Genomic DNA, 16491 nt, shown 5'->3' with positions numbered 1-16491 from the left:
CCATTTTTTAGGTTGTACCGCCTGTTGTTCCGCCGGTAGTGCCGCCGGTAGTGCCGCCGGTCGTTCCGCCTGTTGTACCTCCGGTAGTGCCACCGGTCGTTCCATCTGTAGTGCCGCCGCCTGTCGTTCCACCGGTCGTTCCACCCGTAGTGCCTCCGCCTGTTGTTCCACCTGTTGTTCCGCCTGTTGTTCCGCCTGTTGTTCCGCCTGTTGTTCCGCCTGTAGTCGTGCCGGAAGTAATAAAGCCTTTATCAGCCAGCGTTCTTACAATTTTAAGAACCTCCGCTCTTGTCATCGGTTTATTCGGCTGGAACGTCCCATCCGGATATCCGTCAACGATACCGGATCCCGTCGCCCAGGAAATACTTGTTGCGTACCAATCACTGCTAGTAACATCAGAGAAAGTACCTCCTGCAGTCGTACCGCCCGTTGTACCTCCAGTTGTCCCGCCGGTTGTGGTGCCGGTTGCACCGCCCGTCGTTGTACCGGTAGTTCCACCCGTTGTTGCATCTGTTGTACCGCCTGTAGTCGTACCGGTAGTGCCGCCTGTTGTTGTATCTGTTGTACCGCCTGTAGTCGTACCGGTAGTGCCGCCCGTTGTTGTACCCGTAGTAGTACCGGCAGTTCCGCCTGTTGTAGTATCGGTAGTACCAGTGGTTGCCGTGCCGGTAGTGCCGCCAGTTGTCGTACCCGTCGATGTACCGTTCGTTGTGCCCGTTGTCGTATCCGTATTTAAGCCGCGGTACTGATTTTGGTCGGTAGATAAGGTCGATCCGCGGTCTTGCCCGACATTTTGCGAACGGACATTAGCATCATTACAGCCTGCCAGCAACGATACCGACAACAAAGCACCAGCCACGAGCGATAAATGTTTTTTCAACTGAACCTCAGCCTCCTTATAATAAGTTCCCTTCTAGCATTGGATTCGGCGCCGATTTGCATGCACTGCGGGACCTATGAAACAAAGGCGGTTTTACCAAGAATATCGTTGTCATTCCTAGCCCAAACTAAGTATTAAAAAAAGGATGTGAACAAGATGAACGAACCAAACACTCCCGTAAAACCGGATATTACAAACTTCGATTACATTTGGGGCAGCGATCAGGATCAATATTTGGAGGAAGACGCTCCAAAAGGTGAGCCAGTAGAAGGAGAAAATCAACAACTGAACCAATAAACGAGTAAGAGGGGGCGGCTAGCCCCCGTCTTCTCCCACAACCGTACATGCGGGTCCGCATACGGCGGTTCCGAAAGGTTAACAAAGCTCCAAGTAACGTGAAAGTAAACTTTTCAGCCCTTTCGCTTCCCAGTAGGAAGTTGGATGGGCATTATTTATGTTCCAAGACATTTCCCAAGCTCCACGACGTGAATTGGCCATGACGAAACAAGCCCATTCCGGTACCCCAAGTGCTCGGAGTTCACGTATTCGAGTTGGCACTCGCTTCCATTGCTTCCAGAGACACATGCGAAGTCTACGGCGAATCCATTGGTCGAAGCTCTCGCAGTGTTTCTTCGCCGATGCCAGACGGAAATGCCCCATCCAGCCCATGAGGTAGCGATTAAGCTTAGAGATGCGATCTTCCATTGAAGTAGGGCGAGTCCGATTCGTAAGCTCTCGGATTTTCTCTTTAAATCTAGAGATCGTCTTTGAGGCAAGCCGAATCGTGGCTTGCTTGTTCGACAAGAAGCTAAAGCCCAAGAATTTACGGTTCCAAGGCCTGTCTACCGCGCTTTTGTCTCGGTTCACTTTCACTTCCAGCTTTCCCTCTACAAAGCGAATGACCGATTCCATGACGCGTTTTCCGGCACGCTTGCTCGCCACGAAAATGTTACAATCGTCCGCATAACGAACGAACCGCAGTCCTATTCGGTGTAGTTCTTTGTCTAAGTCGTCCAGACATACCCCACACGCAGAGGTGGATACCGTATGTCAACACAACTGGCTAAGATAGCAGCGGTAGCTCGTCAGGACAAAAAGGCTCGGTTCACACCGTAAGCTATATAGCCTTAAGAGGCAGGTAGAACGGCAATGGATACGCTCGCTCCGCAGAAGTATAAGATGTTCGCCAGTAGCGGGCTGAGTGGTCCCCCTTGCGGTGTCCCTTCCTCCGTCTTTTGGCAAACCCCTCCCACCATGGTACTACCAGCAGGTCCGACTTCCACCGCGGCGTCCGCTCTCTTATGGATGGTCCTTTCAGTCGGCGTACTCCGCATTTTTTTCTGCGAAGACCACGGTGGATCTCCCTAGTTCCGTTGTGCTTCCGTTTCCGTCATGCCGTGCTCTTAGACCCCGCCGAGGTATCCGATTTCCTCGCCCTTGTCGGAAATCTACTATAGCCTTCCAAGTTTTCGACCTTGTCGGCCCTCGGTTATGCTCACGAGGCTCAATCGCTTCACTTGCGTTACGGCCTAATCGTCGCTCTGTCTACGCTTAACCCGCATCGTTGCCTTTGCGTGTTCAAGACTCGATTCCGGGTGGGACGGCTCGTTCCCCTTTCCCGGGTGGGAATTGCACCCACTGAAAGCACCCAGCTTACCTAGGCGCACCAAAGAATTTCTCGAGGTCCATGTCCACGACCCATCTAAGGCCGCTTCGGATATGGGCTTGTGCCTGCTTTACCGCGTCATGCGCCCGTTTCCCTTGGCGAAAGCCATAGCTGTACCATGAGAAATGGGCGTCGAAGTTCGGATTCATCACTTGTAGAAGCGCTTGCTGAAGAAGTCGGTCCAACACGGTCGGGATGCCGAGCAGCCGTACACCGCCTCCGGGTTTGGGGATTTCCACCCGTTTGACGGGCGCAGGTCTGTACGTTCCCGCGAGGAGTTCGGTTTTCACCGTTTCCCAGTGTGTTTTCAGGTAAGCTTGTAGCTCTGCTACCGTTACTCCGTCCACGCCAGGTGTTCCTCCGTTCTGAACCACTCGCTTGTAGGCGAGTCGAAGGTTTTCTCCCTCGAGCATCTTCTCCAGCAAGTCGTTCTGGTCTTTGCGAGAGGAAGGGGTGGCTTATGCCGACGAAGAACTCGGCGCTCCGGGATACCCTGACGGCTTCACCGCTTCTCTTTGCCGCGAGCTCTCTTGCGAGATATTCTGCTGTCGTTGCTCTTCATGCGAACGCATCGGTTTCCTCTCTCCTTTCGGTTCGGCCCTTCCGGTTTCCGGCGTTCCGTACCTCCGTACTATGGCCTCTGCTGACTCCTGCGGATTCAGCGCGGCTTCTCAGCCGCGGTTACGAAGTGACTTCGCATATTCCGTAGGCCTCCCCAGATAAGAGCGCCATCTGTCTGCCCGCGACCACCCAAGTTTACAGCGTCAGCCCTTGGCGGCTTTGGATTTCGTCTTGTATTGGAGACTCATCCGGCTGGCGCTGCCTCAAATTGGGTTCGTGTACCTTGGCCCGTGCATTTGCCTCCGCCCTCCAGATTCCGCCTATCGACGGACACCCTTGCCTTTTGGCTACGGTAGGCGCTCGCCAGCCCCCCCGTTCGGGACTTACACCCTAAAGATGACGCCCATGCTGGGCGTACACGAAAAAAAGGCAGCCTCGGCGAAACCGAGAGCTGCCTTTTTAGCATGCAAACACCTTACTGTTGAATAACACTCAAACTCGCACCTGAGCTATTAGCTCACCTTATGCTCAATACGCAGCTTATCCGCAACCATCGCGATAAACTCCGAGTTTGTCGGCTTCGACTTCGAAATGTTAATCGTGTACCCGAAAATAAAGCTGATGCTGTCGATGTTGCCGCGGGTCCAGGCGACTTCAATGGCGTGGCGAATGGCACGCTCTACCCGGGACGGCGTCGTCTTGTACTTTTCAGCGATGGCCGGGTACAGTGTCTTCGTAATCGCGCCAAGAATTTCGATATTGTTATAAACCATTGTAATTGCTTCGCGGAGGTATTGATATCCCTTAATGTGCGCAGGCACTCCGATTTCATGAATGATCGTCGTAATATTGGCGTCTAGGTTTTTACCGCCCTTCGGCATTTGCACCACGTTAGCGCGGCTTACGGCGGGTGCATGGGAAGACGTCGTCATCGACGGTACGCCGACCAGCTGGCGAATCCGGTTCGTCAGCACTTCCATATCGAAAGGCTTCAAGATGTAATAAGAAGCGCCAAGCTGAACGGCCTTCTGTGTAATGTTCTCTTGACCGAAAGCAGTCAGCATAATGATCTTCGGCATCGGGTTTAAATTCATCTCCCGCAGCCGCTCCAGCACACCCAGACCGTCAAGATGAGGCATAATAATATCGAGAATAAGAACGTCCGGAAGTTCGCGCTGCTGCTCAATCGCACGCAGCACGTCATTGCCGTTATAGGCAACCCCAATCACTTCCATATCGTCCTGTTCGCCAATAAATTCGGAAAGCAGATGGGTAAATTCGCGGTTATCGTCCGCCATCAAAATTTTAATCTTCTGCAACTTAAAAATCCTCCTTTAAAGGTCATAAATCGTTGGTATATTATGTATTTCTCTTTCTCTGTTGATATACATTCGACACTCCTATTCAATTTCCTTCTGTCGAAAATAATTTTTCTTTATTTTTTTTGATCATTCCTTTATAATAAAATATTCACTCTCACAATACAACATTCTTCGACATAACCACCCTCAACACGACGCTTTCCCCTAAAACAAAAAAAACCAAAGGCTATTAACTCGCCTTCAGTTCTCCTTGCTCCCGCTTTGGAAGAACAATCCCGGAATCCTGCAGCATCCATTCGATGAAACAGCCGTACCCGCTTGTCGGATCGTTCACAAAGACGTGAGTTACAGCGCCGATGACTTTACCGTTCTGAATAATGGGACTGCCGCTCATCCCTTGGACAATACCGCCCGTCTTCTCAATCAGCTTCGGATCCGTAATTTTGATAACCATGCCTTTTGTCGCCGGATAATCCTGCTTCGATACATGGGTGATTTGAATATCGAATTTCTCAACCTTTTGCCCTTCAACAACCGTATAAATCTGCGCCGGCCCTTCTTTCACTTCCTCAGAAAACGCTACCGGCAGCGGTTCTTTAAACAGTCCGTTGCCAGGCTGCTCCGTCATGCGACCGAATATGCCGAACGACGTGTTACGCTCAATCGTTCCAAGCACCTTACTGTCCTTGAAAATGATCGCACGCTTTTCCCCCGGCTCCCCATGCTGACTTTTCGAAATGGAAGTCACGTTCGAGTGATAAATTTGTCCATCTCCCACTACAATTGGCGTCTGTGTATCCATATCCGTAATAACATGGCCGAGCGCTCCGTACACCTTCTGATCCGGTGCGTAGAAGGTCAGCGTGCCGACACCAGCCGCGGAATCGCGGATATAAAGTCCGAGCCGATACGCCTTGTCTACGACGTCATAGGCGGGATGAAGCTTGATTTGAACCGATTCGTTATTGCGCGTAATCGTAAGATCGAGCGGCTTCTTGGCCTGTCCTGCTTCATTGACGATATCCGCCACTTTGGACACATCATTGGACGGCTTTCCATTGATCTTGGTAATCAAATCTCCGACCTGAATTTTCGCTTCTTCACCCGGGGACAGCTTTTGATCTTGAGCTACCGTGACTAAATGATGCCCAACGACGAGAATGCCTGCCGACTTGATCTTGACGCCGATCGTTTGACCGCCCGGATATACTTTGAGCTCCGGAACGACATTTACCTTGACGGTTTTCAGAGGTATGGCGCCGAACAGCTTGAGCTTCATCTCGGTAACGCCGGATTGGGTCGGCTCCAGCGAAATCGGGTCTTTCAAATTCAGGCGAAACGAATGATCCGCAACGCCGTTCACCTTCACGATGTCCGGATCTTGTACGGTAAGCTGGGCGCTGACAGGCATAGCAAGCTGCAGCTGTTTGCCTTGGCCGCTAAAAAGCCGGAGCTCGCTAGGAAAGGAGGCATAGCATTGAAAAGGAGTGGAAACCGTGACCATACAAACGAAGAAGACGAGCACAAGTCCAATCAATCTTTTTCTTTTGCTGGAATTCAACATCCTCACGCTCCCTTTTCTCTCGTTGCCTGACGAAGAGGATCGCCATTTGCGTACCTATACGATACCCGTGCCCCTTTTGTTTTATTAGTGAAAATGTTGCCGCGAAAGGGCATGAGAATATGCAAGATGAACGCAAAATGAAGGAACGCAAGGAATTTCGGTTACAGCTTCTGCTTCTGACCGGCAGCCATGGCAAGCATCTCTTGCGCATGATGGAGCGTTGTCTCCGTCACTTCCACGCCGCCCAGCATCCGGGCAAGCTCTTGCGCTCTGCGGCCGGCTTCAAGATCGGCGACACGGGTGAACGTACGTCCGCCTTCCACTTCTTTGTGGATGTAGAAATGGACATCCGCCATACACGCGACCTGAGGAAGATGCGTAATGGAAAACACCTGACAGCTCCGGGACAGCCGGGACAGCTTCTCGGCAATCGCCTGCGCTGCGCGCCCGCTGACTCCCGTATCCACCTCATCAAAGACAAGAACGGGAATCCGGTCGACCCTGGCGAAAATTGACTTCAGCGCGAGCATGATCCGCGACAGCTCGCCGCCGGAAGCGATTTTGCCAAGTCCACGGAGAGGCTCGCCCGGGTTAGGCGCCATAAGAAACTCCGCTTGATCGGCCCCGTCTTTGCCGAACCTCACCTTCATGCCTCCAAGCTCAAGCTCGCTTCGGGCATCCTCGGCATACGCGATCCCGACTTCGAATTTGGTCCGTTCCATGTGCAGATCGCGAAGCTCGGACTCGATGGCGGCTGCGAGCTGTACGGCAACCAAGCGTCTGCGGTCCGACAGCTCCGCGGCATGCCGGCTCAGTTCGGCCAGCAGCTTACGGGCATTGCCTTGCAGCTTCTGCAAGATATCGTCTTTATTTTCTATTGTCCCTACTTCACGCTCAATCTTAGCCAAATACGCGAGCATGTCGCCGATGGATTCGCCGTATTTGCGGCGCAGCGTATTGATAACATCCAGCCGCGATTCGATTTGGTCCAATCTGGCCGGGTTGAATTCGATCGTTTCCCGATAGTTGCGGAGCTGGTAAGCGGCATCCTCAAGCTGATAAAAGGCCGCTTCAATTTGTTCTACAAGCGGGCCAAGCACCGCACTGTCGTAGGATGCAATGTCGCGCAGCTTGGAAGCCGCCTTCCGAGTCGTATCCAGACTGCGTCCTGCACCGTTAAGTTGATCGTATGCATCCGATACGTTCTGAAACAGCTTCTCGGCATTGGCTAGTTTTCGCTTTTCCTCCGATAATGATGCATCTTCGCCTTCTTTTAACTTGGCGGACGAAATTTCTTCGATCTGGAACCGGTAAAGATCCAGCATCTGCAGCGACTGCTGGCTGGCCGACTCCAAAGCATGCAGCTCCCGCTGCAGCTTCGTGTACTGCTCGTATACGCTTGCGTAAGCCTGCTTTATTGGCGAAATGTCGGCGTCCCCATACATATCGAGCAGATGTAAATGCTCATCCGTATCGAGCAGCGACTGGTGCTCATGCTGTCCGTGGATATTGACAAGCATAGAGCCGATCTCCCGCAGCATGGTCATATTGACGAGCTGCCCGTTGATCCGGCTTGAGCTCTTGCCCTGGGCCGTCACATCGCGGCGAATCAGCAGCGGCTCGGAACTGTCGCCTTCGATGCCGAGACGTTCCAGAATGCCCCATACGGGATGATCTGCTGCCAGCTCGAACAACGCCTCGATCTCCGCCTTTTCACTGCCGTGACGAACGAGCTCCGAGGTGCCGCGGCCGCCTACAACAAGACTCAGTGCATCGATGATGATCGATTTGCCAGCGCCGGTTTCCCCTGTCAATACATGAAATCCGTTCTTGAAATGCAGATGAACATGCTCGATAACAGCCAGATTACGTATGGACAATTCGATCAACATAAATAAAGCCTCCTAAGACAACAAACGATGGATTGTCTGAACGACGTTTTGACTATTTTCTTTCGAACGGCAGATGATGAGAATCGTGTCGTCTCCGCCGATCGTTCCCATAATTTCCGGCCATTCCAGATTGTCGATCAAGGCGCACACGGTATTCGCCGTCCCCGGCAAGCATTTCATCACGACAAGATTGTCCGTATAATCGATGTGAATAAAATGATCGGTTAAAGCCCGCTTCAACCGCTGCATTGGATTATATTGCGAGCCGATCGGGACTGAATATTTGTAGCGGCCGTCCGCAAGCGGCACTTTCACCAAATGCAGCTCCTTAATATCGCGCGATACGGTTGCTTGTGTAGCGTTAATCCCCGCTTCCTTGAGCGCCTCCACCAGCTCGTCCTGCGTTTCAATCTCTTTCGTAGCGATGATATCGCGAATCTTCATATGACGCTGGCCTTTCATCCGTCTACACCTCAATGTCAAACGTGAATTTTTTGATTTTGCCAATATGTATATCGACGTATAGAACGCCGGAGGCTTCCGGGTATAACAAATAGTACGGGAGCAAGGCGTCGCGGACGCCGCTGCCGGTTAGCTCAAGCGGCTTGCGTTCGCGAGCCGCCTTCACGATAAACAGCTCGTCGTCCTTAACGGCGAAGTAGTCGACGTATAATCGGCTCTGGAGCGTATCCCGGTCGTTCATCGTTATGACGACAGGAATTTTCGCTTTTGCAGCGACGACTTCGAAGCCCGCTCCCTCCAGCAGTACCGTCACTTCATTCGGTTCGACTTCGCCTTCCCCTTGCGGCACTTTGAACCTATTCCTCTGCTGCGGTCTTTCGACCCATCGTCTCGCCCGGACGCTTCCCCACATCACAATAATGGCGACTACCAGGACAACGACGAGCCAATCCCCGTTCTGCATCGCTTTCACCTCGCGGGTAGTATTCACGACAGCTGGGAAACAATCCTTGTTCCCTCTAACACGAAACGCCACCCGCCGCATCCCAGGCTGCCCTGGAAGGGAGAGTGGCGCGTTCTTCACGACCATATGTTCTCATTTATTATAACGGATCGACATTAGCTTGGCAATGCCCCTGCTTCTCGAACCGTGCTTGCGGCCAGCGCATCGATCTGCGCTTCCGCCAGGATTGGCTCGTCATCCCCGAGAGGCAGCATGAAATAGGCAAGGAACTCGATATTGCCTTCCCCGCCTCGAATCGGTGAGTACGTCAATCCCCGAATCCGGAAGCCCGCTTCCTGCGCGAAGCCGAGAACAGTCGTCAGCACTTCTTGATGTACATCGGGGTCACGTATGACGCCGCCGGCTTTGTCCACCTTCTCTTTGCCCGCCTCGAACTGCGGCTTGATAAGCGCAACCGTTCCGCTGCCGGCAGCCAGAAGCCCCTTAAGCGGAGGAAGTATCAGCTTGAGCGAGATGAAAGAGACGTCGATCGATGCGAATGTCGGCTGCGGACCGTTACCTAAATCTTTAGGCTCCATATACCGGAAATTTGTCCGTTCCATAACCTGGACGCGGGCGTCGTTCCGCAGCGACCAATCGAGCTGGTTATAGCCGACGTCGATCGCATATACATACGAGGCGCCGTTCTGCAGCGCACAATCAGTGAAGCCGCCGGTGGAAGCTCCGATATCGAGCATTACGGCCCCTTGTAACTGAATGCCGAACGTGCGCAGCGCCTTCTCCAGCTTCAATCCGCCGCGGCTGACGTAAGGATGGACGGCGCCCTTCACCTTAATTCTGGAAGCTCGCGCGATCTTCGTTCCTGCTTTGTCGACCGGAACCTCATCAACGAGAACAAGGCCTGCCATTATGGCGGCCTTGGCTTTCTCTCTGCTTTCATAATACCCTTGCTCAACGAGCAAAACATCCAAACGTTCTTTGTCCGCAGACATGCTTTCGGTCTCCGTTCTGTAACGATGTAGCTTTGGCGCTAGGCGCGCTGACGCTTGGCCGGGCGTGCAACCGCCAGCATGCTTTTCACCTGGGCAACGACATTGTCTGCCGTCAATCCGACTTCTTTACGCTGCTCTTTCACCGAGCCGTGCTCGACGAAATAGTCGGGAATGCCGATCGTCCGGATCGGCAAGTCATCCATCGCCTCGCGCGCGTAATATTCCAGCACTGCGCCGCCGAAGCCGCCCTGTAGCGCCCCTTCTTCAAGTGTGACGATCGGGATATGCTCCTTGCCGAGCTGCGTCAGCATCGCCTCGTCAAGCGGTTTGATGAATCTTGCGTTAATGACGCGCAGCTGCACGCCTTCCTTCGATAGCAGCTCGGCCGCTTCCAGCGCCGTCTGCACCATCGGCCCTACGGCAAGCACGGCTGCAGAGTCTCCCTCGCGAACCGTATCCCAAGAGCCGATCGGAATTTCTTTCAGCTCTTTATCGAAAGGAACCCCTACGCCGTTCGCCCGCGGGTAACGGTAAGCGATCGGTCCGCCGTCGTACTTTAGTGCGGTAAACATCATATGCCGCAGCTCATTTTCGTCTTTCGGCATCATCAATACCATGTTCGGAATCGAACGCATGAAGGCGATATCGTACACCCCGTGGTGCGTTTCGCCGTCAGCGCCGACAAAACCGGCCCGGTCGATCGCAAACGCCACGTTCAGGTTCATCCGGCAAATATCATGTACGATTTGATCATACGCGCGCTGCATAAAGGTCGAATACACGGCGAATACCGGCTTCATCCCCTCCACCGCCATACCGGCGCACAGCGTAGCGGCATGCTGCTCGGCGATGCCGACGTCGATCATTCGGTTCGGGAACTCCTTCGCGAACTTCAGCAGTCCGGATCCGCCCGGCATCGCAGGGGTTACGGCAACGATGCGCGGATCAAGCTTCGCCAGCTCAATCAACGTATTCCCGAACACCTCGGTATACAGCGGATGCCCGACAGCTTTGATCATTTGGCCCGACTCGATCTTGTACGGACTCGCCCCGTGCCATGCGTGCGAATCCTGCTCCGCCGGCGAATAGCCCTTGCCCTTCGTTGTAACAACGTGAACGATTACCGGCCCCTCTACTTTATCAGCTTGACGAAGCGTCTCCAGCAGCAGCGGCAAGTTATGTCCGTCAACCGGGCCGATATAGGTCAAACCTAACTCCTCGAACCATATGCCGGACATCACCAAATATTTGACGCTGTCCTTCAGCTTTTCCGCCGTCTTGGCCAAAGTGCCGCCGATCGCCGGAATTCTTTTGAGCAGATGCTCGACCTCTTCCTTCGCCCAGCGGTAATGCTTGTCGGAACGAATTTTACTGAGATAGTTATGCAAAGCGCCGACATTCGGGGCAATCGACATTTCGTTATCGTTCAGGATGATCGTCACATTTTTCCGTTCGTGTCCGATATGGTTCAGCGCCTCGAGCGCCATACCGCCGGTTAACGCACCGTCCCCGATCACCGCGACGACCTTGTAGTCCTCGCCCTTCAAATCGCGCGCCAGTACCATGCCCATTGCCGCCGACAGCGACGTGGAGCTATGCCCCGCCTCCCAAACGTCATGCTCGCTTTCCGAACGTTTGACGAATCCGCACAATCCTTTATACTTGCGAAGCGTGTCGAATCTGTCCTTGCGCCCGGTCAGCATCTTATGTACGTAAGCCTGGTGGCCAACGTCGAAAATGAATTTATCATTCGGACTTTCGTAATGAGTATGCAGCGCAAGCGTCAGCTCGACAATCCCCAGATTTGAGGACAAATGCCCGCCGGTCACCGACAGCTTCTCGACCAGGAACTGGCGTATTTCACCTGCCAATTGCTCCAGTTCGGGAATGGACAGGCGCTTTAAGTCTTCAGGCTGATGAATTTGATCGAGCAGCACGCTTGTTTCCTCGCTTTCCGTTGGTTGACTTCGGCTTCTTCCGCGTCGTATGCAGAATCTTGATGCCGAGACGTCTCTCTAGCAGGTAAAAGAATTTTCCGATCAAAAGCACGATTTCCGTCGCATAGTGGAGGGCGAACGATTTGCCGACCGCCTTCCCGCCGACGGTCAGAGCCGATACCATCCCGGTAAATACGACGCTGACTGCCGTGCGCAGGACTTCATATTGTTCAAACGATGCCATCAGCTTGAATACAACAAGTGCGGAAGCCGCACCGCTGATGACGCCGGAAATATCCCCGATCACATCGTTACAGAAGTTCGAGAACCGGTCCGCGTTGCGAACGATATAGATCGCATGCTTCGCACCCGGCACGCGCTCCGACGCCATGGCGTGGAACGGCGTTTCCTTCGCCGCTGCGGCCCCGAGACCGAGTATGTCGAAGAAAATACCCGTACATATCAAAATAAACACGATGAGCATCCCGATTCCCCAGCTCGCGCCTTCCAATATGGTCGTCGAGCTCACGGTGAATAGGCATGCCAGTACGAAGGTAATGCAAGCAATCAATACACTCCAGCGCATCGAATGCCGTAATGAAAACTTCAATGGTCCATCTCCTTGGGAAAAGCCGTGATCACGCTTATGTGAAAAGTTGGATCGAGTGGCAGCTTCTTAAGTAAACGCTGTGGCTTAGGTCCAGTAGGTTTTCCCAAGCGGGCACCGCTCCGTCGCCGGGGCGGCGGTTTCCCTTTACGACCGCCTTGACGCCGTTGCCGGGCGTCAGACTGGATTACCACTTAGTCCACACTATAATCCTTAAGAAGCCTCACATACCGCGAACAGTCTAGGAGTTTTCCCCAAACAGCCCTTAACCATGTTTTAGCCTCTTTTGCAAAACAGATTTCATGCAGCATCCGGCGTATGTCTTCTTGGCCGAGAATTCGTACGCCTACACATCTGCAATCCCCGCTGCTTCACTCAAGGCAGGCTACGCTGCACACAAGCCGTTTTAGCCTCATGTATAAAAGATACATAAGAGCAGGTGAGGCTCGCCAATGCAGGTTCATACCCCAAGCCGTAACCCGATCGGGACACAGACTCCCGACCTGCCAGCCACGCACTTGGGCCTCCGCGGAAAGAGGGTCAACGCCCGCATGCCGTTGCGGATCGCCCTCTAACCTTAACTCCCAGCATCAGCCCCAAACTGGGCGTTCGAAGCCAACACCAGGAACTTCATCGATGTGCCCTTTGGCGAATTTTTAGGCCCGCCCTCAAACATGGTAGACTGACTAGAATACTGCACCACTCGAAAATGGTATGTACATTACATTATAACATAATCTTAATGATCACGCTTCATGAGAAAATCGGCCAATTGAATGAGCCTCTCTGCGTTCGGAAACCCGGACCCGGCGATTGCCGCCTTCGCCCCGTTCGTCAGCTCCTCGACCTTGGCTCGCGACGCTTCCAGCCCGATGAAATAAGGATACGTCACCTTCTGCTGCTTCTCGTCGCTCCGCAGCGGCTTGCCGAGCTTCGTTTCGTCGCCCGTCAGATCGAGAATGTCATCCTGGATTTGGAACGCCAGCCCGATGCCTTGCCCGAACGTCTCGAGCGCCTTCAGCTGCGCTTCATTCCCCCCGGCAATCCATCCGCCGGACCGCAGCGAGAAGACGATCAAATCGCTCGTCTTGTGCGTGTGGATATATTCCAGCTCCTCGAGCTTCGTCAGCCCCTGTTCTCCGAGCATATCGGCGGCTTGGCCGCCGACCATGCCCCTCGCGCCGGCATATGCTGAGAGCTCCTCCACAATCGCAAGCGCGCGTTCGGCAGGCACTCCGAAGCGGCGGCTTGACTGGACGATCGCATAGAAAGCGTGCGTCAGCAGCGCATCGCCGGCCAGAATCGCCATCGCTTCTCCGAACACCTTGTGGTTCGTCGGCTTGCCGCGGCGGTAATCGTCATTGTCCATCGCCGGCAAATCGTCATGGATGAGCGAGTACGTATGAATCATCTCAATGGCGCAAGCGACCGGCATGGCCGCTTCCTTCTTGCCGCCAAGCGCTTCCGCGGCGGCAAGCACTAGAATCGGACGCAGCCGCTTGCCACCCGCCATGAGCGAATACTGCATCGAATCGCGCAGCGGCCCCGGCACGTCCCACCCTGCCGGAAGCGCATTACGCAGCTCGTTCTCGACAAGCTCGGCGTTCACTTTGATATACTCTTGAATCGTCATGGATAATTGAGTCAACGGATGTCACCTTTGTCTTCCTGAACGGCTTGAAACGGCTTCTTCGTTACGTCGCCGTCCGCTTCCACCAGCATTTCGATACTGCGCTCCACCTGCTCCAGCTTCTGACCGCATAGATGCGACAGCCGCATTCCTTCCTGATACAGTTCAATCGCCTGCTCCAGCGGAACATCGCCGCTTTCCAGCTTGGCGACGATCGTTTCCAGCTTCTCGATCGCTTGCTCGAAGCTTAGCGTCTCCGGTTCGTTACTGCTGCTCATCCCTGCTTCTCCTCCTCCATGCCCCATACGTGCGCATGCAGGCGCCCGTCCGTCAGCCTGATGCGGATGACGTCTCCGATCTGCACCTGCTTCGTTGATTTGATCAACGTCTGTTCCTTCTCGTCGTAAACGAGATTGTACCCCCGCTGCATCACCTTAAGCGGACTTAGGGCATCCAGCTGGCGAAGCAGCGAACCGATATCCTTTTGCTTTCCGCGTACCAATGTATCCATCGCCGTCGTCAACCGCCGGTGCGTCGTCTGTGCGCGCCGCCGGGCGTATATGGCCTGTTCGCGCGGATTGAACGCCGACAGCCGGCGGTCCAGCCTAAGTATCGATTGACGGGCTTCGGACACGCGCCCTCTCACCCCGTGCTTAAGCTGCTCCCGAAGCCGGTCGAGCCTCTGCATTGGCTGAAGGAGCAGCTGCCGGCGCGGGTTGCTCAAATACGGCGAACGACGCAGCCGCTCCCAGCGGTCGCGCCGCCGCTGAAGCTGCGACAGAAGCCCTTGGCTGAGCCGCTGCGAGAAATAATAAACCTGCTGCTTCAGCTCCAAATGATGTGGCACGGCAAGCTCGGCTGCCGCCGTCGGCGTCGGTGCGCGCAGATCGGCGACGAAGTCGGCGATCGTGAAGTCGGTCTCGTGCCCGACGGCGGAAATGACCGGTATGCGGGAGGAAGCGATAGCTCTCGCTACGATCTCCTCGTTAAAAGCCCACAATTCCTCAAGCGAACCGCCGCCGCGGCCGACGATCAGCACATCGACTTCCGCGCGAGCGTTCATCAGCTCGATGCCTTTGACGACGGAAGGAGCGGCTCCGGAACCTTGCACGAGGGCCGGGTACAAAATGACGGGAACGCTCGGATACCGGCGCTGCAGCGTAATGATGATATCACGCACGGCGGCACCGGTCGGCGATGTAATGACGCCGATCGCCTTCGGGAAGCGCGGTAAGGGGCGCTTGCGCTCCTGCGCAAACAAGCCTTCGCTCTCCAGCCGCTTCTTCAGCTGCTCGAAGGCGAGATACAGGCTGCCGATGCCGTCCGGCTGCATCTGCGTTGCGTAGAACTGATACTGCCCGTCCCTCTCGTATACGGAAATGCTGCCCCGCGCCATCACCTTCATTCCTTCTTTGGGAAGAAACGCCAGCTTCTGGTTATGCGAAGCAAACATAATGCTCTTGAGCCTGCTATCCGCGTCCTTCAAGGTAAAATACATATGTCCGGAAGAATGCTTGGTGAAGTTCGATATTTCCCCCCGCACCCAAACATCCTGCAGCTTGAAGTCGCCTTCGAGCTTCAGCTTGATATACCGGTTCAGCTCTTTGATGGATAAGATTTGCCGGCTGTCATTCATTTTGCCAGATTAGCGGCCCGACGGGCTGCGTTTACGGTGTTCTGCAGCAGCATCGTAATCGTCATCGGTCCGACCACGCCCGGTACCGGCGTAATGACGCCCGCCACTTCCTTCACTGCGTCAAAGTCAACGTCGCCGCACACCTTGCCTTCTTCATTCCGGTTAATGCCAACATCCATAACGACTGCGCCAGGCTTCACATGCTCGGCCCGAATGAACTTCGCGCGTCCGACAGCTGCGACGACAATATCCGCTTGACGCGTCACGGCGGCGAGATCCGGTGTCCGGGAATGGCAAATCGTTACGGTCGCATGCTCCCGCAGCAGCAGCATCGCCATCGGCTTGCCGACGATATTGCTTCGTCCGACGACCACCGCATGCTTGCCGGCGATTTCGACTCCGGCATACTTCAATATTTCAATGACGCCGGCAGGCGTGCACGGCAGCATCCCCGGCTTACCGATCATCAGATTGCCTACGTTCACCGGATGGAAGCAATCGACATCCTTCTCCGGCTCAATCGCATCGACGACCTCTTCCTCATTAATATGCTTAGGCAGAGGCGATTGCACGAGAATGCCGTGCACCGCAGGGTTCCGGTTGAACGATTCGATCAAGGCAACCAGCTCGGCTTGGGTCGTGTGCTCCGGCAAACGGTGCACCTCGGAATAAATACCGACCTGCTCGCAAGCCTTGGCCTTGTTATTGACATAAATTTGCGACGCCGGATCTTCGCCCACTATAACGACGACGAGCCCAGGCCTAGTCCCTGCAGCCGTCAGCTCCTCCGTCTGCTTCCGTATTTGTTCGCGCTTCGCCGCATTGATCTCTTTCCCGTTAATAATATGTGCCGTCACGTTATCCAGCTCCCCCTCCGAT

At 54.4% G+C, this 16491-nt stretch carries 15 protein-coding genes and 2 pseudogenes; 2 read left to right on the top strand and 15 right to left on the bottom strand.

The annotated features are described in order from the left end of the window. Positions 1-7: 7 nt before the first annotated feature. Positions 8-880, bottom strand: a complete 873-nt coding sequence (locus ACFFK0_RS17495) for an S-layer homology domain-containing protein (protein ID WP_377471580.1) — start codon at positions 878-880, stop codon at positions 8-10. Positions 881-1036: 156 nt separating this feature from the next. On the opposite strand from ACFFK0_RS17495, the gene ACFFK0_RS17490 reads away from it, so the two are divergent. Further along, entirely contained in the window at positions 1037-1177 is a 141-nt protein-coding gene (locus tag ACFFK0_RS17490; RefSeq protein ID WP_377471579.1) for a hypothetical protein, read from the top strand. A gap of 78 nt (positions 1178-1255) precedes the next feature. Here the strand turns inward: ACFFK0_RS17490 and ACFFK0_RS17485 are convergent. Both ACFFK0_RS17485 and ACFFK0_RS17480 read right to left on the bottom strand, forming a co-directional pair. After that, positions 1256-1912, bottom strand: a pseudogene (locus tag ACFFK0_RS17485) (group II intron maturase-specific domain-containing protein); the annotation flags it as partial. A 636-nt stretch (positions 1913-2548) separates the two neighbouring features. After that, positions 2549-2959: pseudogene (locus tag ACFFK0_RS17480) on the bottom strand (reverse transcriptase domain-containing protein); the annotation flags it as partial. A gap of 47 nt (positions 2960-3006) precedes the next feature. Between ACFFK0_RS17480 and ACFFK0_RS17475 the strand changes: the two are divergent. Next, on the top strand, positions 3007-3255 hold the full coding sequence (locus tag ACFFK0_RS17475) for a hypothetical protein (protein WP_377471577.1): 249 nt from the start codon (positions 3007-3009) through the stop codon (positions 3253-3255). Positions 3256-3619: 364 nt separating this feature from the next. Here the strand turns inward: ACFFK0_RS17475 and spo0A are convergent, their stop codons facing one another. The 12 genes from spo0A to folD all read right to left on the bottom strand — a co-directional run bounded on the left by spo0A (position 3620) and on the right by folD (position 16469). Further along, positions 3620-4426 (bottom strand): sporulation transcription factor Spo0A, encoded by an 807-nt coding sequence (spo0A, locus tag ACFFK0_RS17470; protein WP_377471576.1) that lies wholly within the window; start codon positions 4424-4426, stop codon positions 3620-3622. A 232-nt stretch (positions 4427-4658) separates the two neighbouring features. Further along, entirely contained in the window at positions 4659-5993 is a 1335-nt protein-coding gene (gene spoIVB, locus ACFFK0_RS17465) for a SpoIVB peptidase (RefSeq protein WP_377471575.1), read from the bottom strand. A gap of 161 nt (positions 5994-6154) precedes the next feature. Continuing rightward, positions 6155-7885: a DNA repair protein RecN gene (gene recN, locus ACFFK0_RS17460; protein ID WP_377471574.1), complete on the bottom strand. Its 1731-nt coding sequence runs from the start codon at positions 7883-7885 to the stop codon at positions 6155-6157. Between the two features lie 12 nt (positions 7886-7897). Then, complete coding sequence (gene ahrC, locus ACFFK0_RS17455) at positions 7898-8347, bottom strand: transcriptional regulator AhrC/ArgR (RefSeq protein WP_377471573.1); 450 nt, start codon at positions 8345-8347, stop codon at positions 7898-7900. Between the two features lie 4 nt (positions 8348-8351). Continuing rightward, the gene (locus ACFFK0_RS17450) at positions 8352-8837 is read right to left on the bottom strand and encodes a hypothetical protein (protein WP_377471572.1); all 486 of its coding nucleotides are present in this window, start codon (positions 8835-8837) and stop codon (positions 8352-8354) included. A gap of 128 nt (positions 8838-8965) precedes the next feature. Next, positions 8966-9802, bottom strand: coding sequence for a TlyA family RNA methyltransferase (locus tag ACFFK0_RS17445; RefSeq protein WP_377471571.1), 837 nt, complete (start codon positions 9800-9802; stop codon positions 8966-8968). A 38-nt stretch (positions 9803-9840) separates the two neighbouring features. After that, positions 9841-11739 (bottom strand): 1-deoxy-D-xylulose-5-phosphate synthase, encoded by a 1899-nt coding sequence (dxs, locus tag ACFFK0_RS17440; RefSeq protein WP_377471570.1) that lies wholly within the window; start codon positions 11737-11739, stop codon positions 9841-9843. Continuing rightward, the gene (locus ACFFK0_RS17435; RefSeq protein ID WP_377471569.1) at positions 11711-12349 is read right to left on the bottom strand and encodes a hypothetical protein; all 639 of its coding nucleotides are present in this window, start codon (positions 12347-12349) and stop codon (positions 11711-11713) included. The genes dxs and ACFFK0_RS17435 overlap by 29 nt, the downstream gene beginning before the upstream one ends. A gap of 736 nt (positions 12350-13085) precedes the next feature. Continuing rightward, positions 13086-13979: a polyprenyl synthetase family protein gene (locus ACFFK0_RS17430; protein ID WP_377471743.1), complete on the bottom strand. Its 894-nt coding sequence runs from the start codon at positions 13977-13979 to the stop codon at positions 13086-13088. Positions 13980-13990: 11 nt separating this feature from the next. After that, entirely contained in the window at positions 13991-14254 is a 264-nt protein-coding gene (gene xseB, locus ACFFK0_RS17425) for an exodeoxyribonuclease VII small subunit (RefSeq protein WP_377471567.1), read from the bottom strand. Beyond that, the gene (gene xseA, locus ACFFK0_RS17420) at positions 14251-15612 is read right to left on the bottom strand and encodes an exodeoxyribonuclease VII large subunit (protein WP_377471566.1); all 1362 of its coding nucleotides are present in this window, start codon (positions 15610-15612) and stop codon (positions 14251-14253) included. The genes xseB and xseA overlap by 4 nt, the downstream gene beginning before the upstream one ends. Beyond that, a complete protein-coding gene (gene folD / locus ACFFK0_RS17415; protein ID WP_377471565.1) occupies positions 15609-16469 on the bottom strand; it encodes a bifunctional methylenetetrahydrofolate dehydrogenase/methenyltetrahydrofolate cyclohydrolase FolD in 861 nt (286 codons plus the stop codon). Before folD ends, xseA begins: the two co-directional genes overlap by 4 nt. Positions 16470-16491 lie beyond the last annotated feature (22 nt).

The sequence above is a fragment of the Paenibacillus chartarius genome (genome assembly GCF_042432825.1).
Taxonomy (GTDB): domain Bacteria; phylum Bacillota; class Bacilli; order Paenibacillales; family NBRC-103111; genus Gordoniibacillus; species Gordoniibacillus chartarius.
This window is presented reverse-complemented; position numbering and strand designations above follow the sequence as displayed.